Origin of the sequence: Paraburkholderia humisilvae, assembly GCF_902859855.1 — a bacterium.
In the GTDB taxonomy this organism is placed as follows: domain Bacteria; phylum Pseudomonadota; class Gammaproteobacteria; order Burkholderiales; family Burkholderiaceae; genus Paraburkholderia; species Paraburkholderia humisilvae.
Window position 1 is genome coordinate 1 of record NZ_CADIKH010000335.1, and the last position, 1,408, is coordinate 1,408.

Here is a 1,408-nt window from a genome sequence, read left to right on the forward strand (position 1 = left end):
GCCCGGCTGCCCGCCGGCCGGTCATCGCGTACGTACGTCCACAACCGCGCCGTACGCGTCTTGCCGCGTCCGGGCTCCAGCACCGGGACGGGCGTGTCATCCGTATGGATTTTTTGCGCCTCGCGCACATACCGGCCAACGGCATCCGCCAGCGGCTGCAGCAGTGCGGCGCACTCGCGAACCCACGAGGCCAGGGTGGCACGGTCGAGTTCAATGCCGGCACGTAGATAGATTCCTGCCTGCCGGTACAACGGCATATGGTCGGCGTACCTGGCAACTACCACCTGCGCCAGCAGGCCGGCTGCGGCCATGCCGCGTGCGATCGGGCGCGACGGCGCCGCTTCCTGGACGACCTTCGCGCAACGGCTGCAGCTCAGCCGGGGGCGCACGTGGCGGATCACCCGGAAGTACCCCGGCACGTAGTCCAGCATCTCGGAGGCGTCTTCACCCAGCTTGCGCAGCCGGCCCCCGCACCCGGGGCAGTCGCAGTCCTGTGGCTTGTGCTCCACAACCTCGCGTGGCAGGTGCGCAGGGAATTCGCGCGAGCGGCGCCGTAGTGGAACCACCGGCGCTGTCGTGTCTACAGGTTCATCACGCACCGGTTCCGGCGCCGGTGCTGGCACGGCATCCTGCTGCGGCAGTGCCCCGTCACTGAGTGCGAGCTGCAGTTGTCCCGTCAGTTCTGCCATGCGCTCCGACGAGCGTCCGTACTGCCAGCGCTTCAGACGCGAGATCTCGGCAAGCAGGCGCGCGATGGTTTCTTCGCGCGAGACAAGCATGCGCTTGAGTGTGTCGATGTCGTCGGGGAGTCGGCTGACTGGCATGCCCGGGAGTTTACCAGGCACGCGCAGAAGTGGGGGCAAATTTACGCGGCGCATGTGGGCTTCCACGTCCGTTCGGGGCGTCGCCAGTCGATGCCTTCGAGCAGCATCGACAGTTGTGCCGCCGACAGATGGATGCATCCCGTGTCGGCCTGTGGCCAGATAAAACGGCCTCGCTCCAGGCGCTTGACGTACAGGTTCATTCCATCTCCACTCCACCACAGCAGTTTCACCAGATCGCCCCGGCGACCACGGAAAGCGAACACGTGGCCCGAGAACGGGTCCTGCTCGAGCGCCACCTGCGCCAGTGCAGCCAGACCATCCATGCCACGGCGCATGTCGGTGATGCCTGCGGCGAGCCAGATGCGGGTGCCGGTCGGCAGCGCGATCATGCCGGCCTCAGGCAATGCAATACCAGTCGCAGCTGGGCTGGGTCTACCTTCCCGCTCACTCGCACGCGTGCGCCATTGAGCTCGATCTCGATACCTGGAGTCGCGGCTTCCTGTGCGCGCAATGGCAATTGCGCTGTCGGCACCGGTAGCGACGAAACCGCCATCGGATCATCCAGCGATATCGCCACCGGAACG

General features: G+C 66.3%; 2 protein-coding genes and 1 pseudogene. All 3 read right to left on the reverse strand.

What is annotated here, in order from left to right; translation table 11 throughout:
* The coding region (tnpC, locus tag HV796_RS42340; protein WP_246356407.1) for an IS66 family transposase at positions 1 to 824 on the reverse strand (824 nt) is incomplete at its 3' end.
* Positions 825 to 865: 41 nt separating this feature from the next.
* A complete protein-coding gene (tnpB, locus tag HV796_RS42345; protein ID WP_175233560.1) occupies positions 866 to 1,213 on the reverse strand; it encodes an IS66 family insertion sequence element accessory protein TnpB in 348 nt (115 codons plus the stop codon).
* Positions 1,210 to 1,408 (reverse strand): annotated as a pseudogene (locus HV796_RS43840) (hypothetical protein); the annotation flags it as partial. The pseudogene HV796_RS43840 and the gene tnpB, both read right to left, overlap by 4 nt.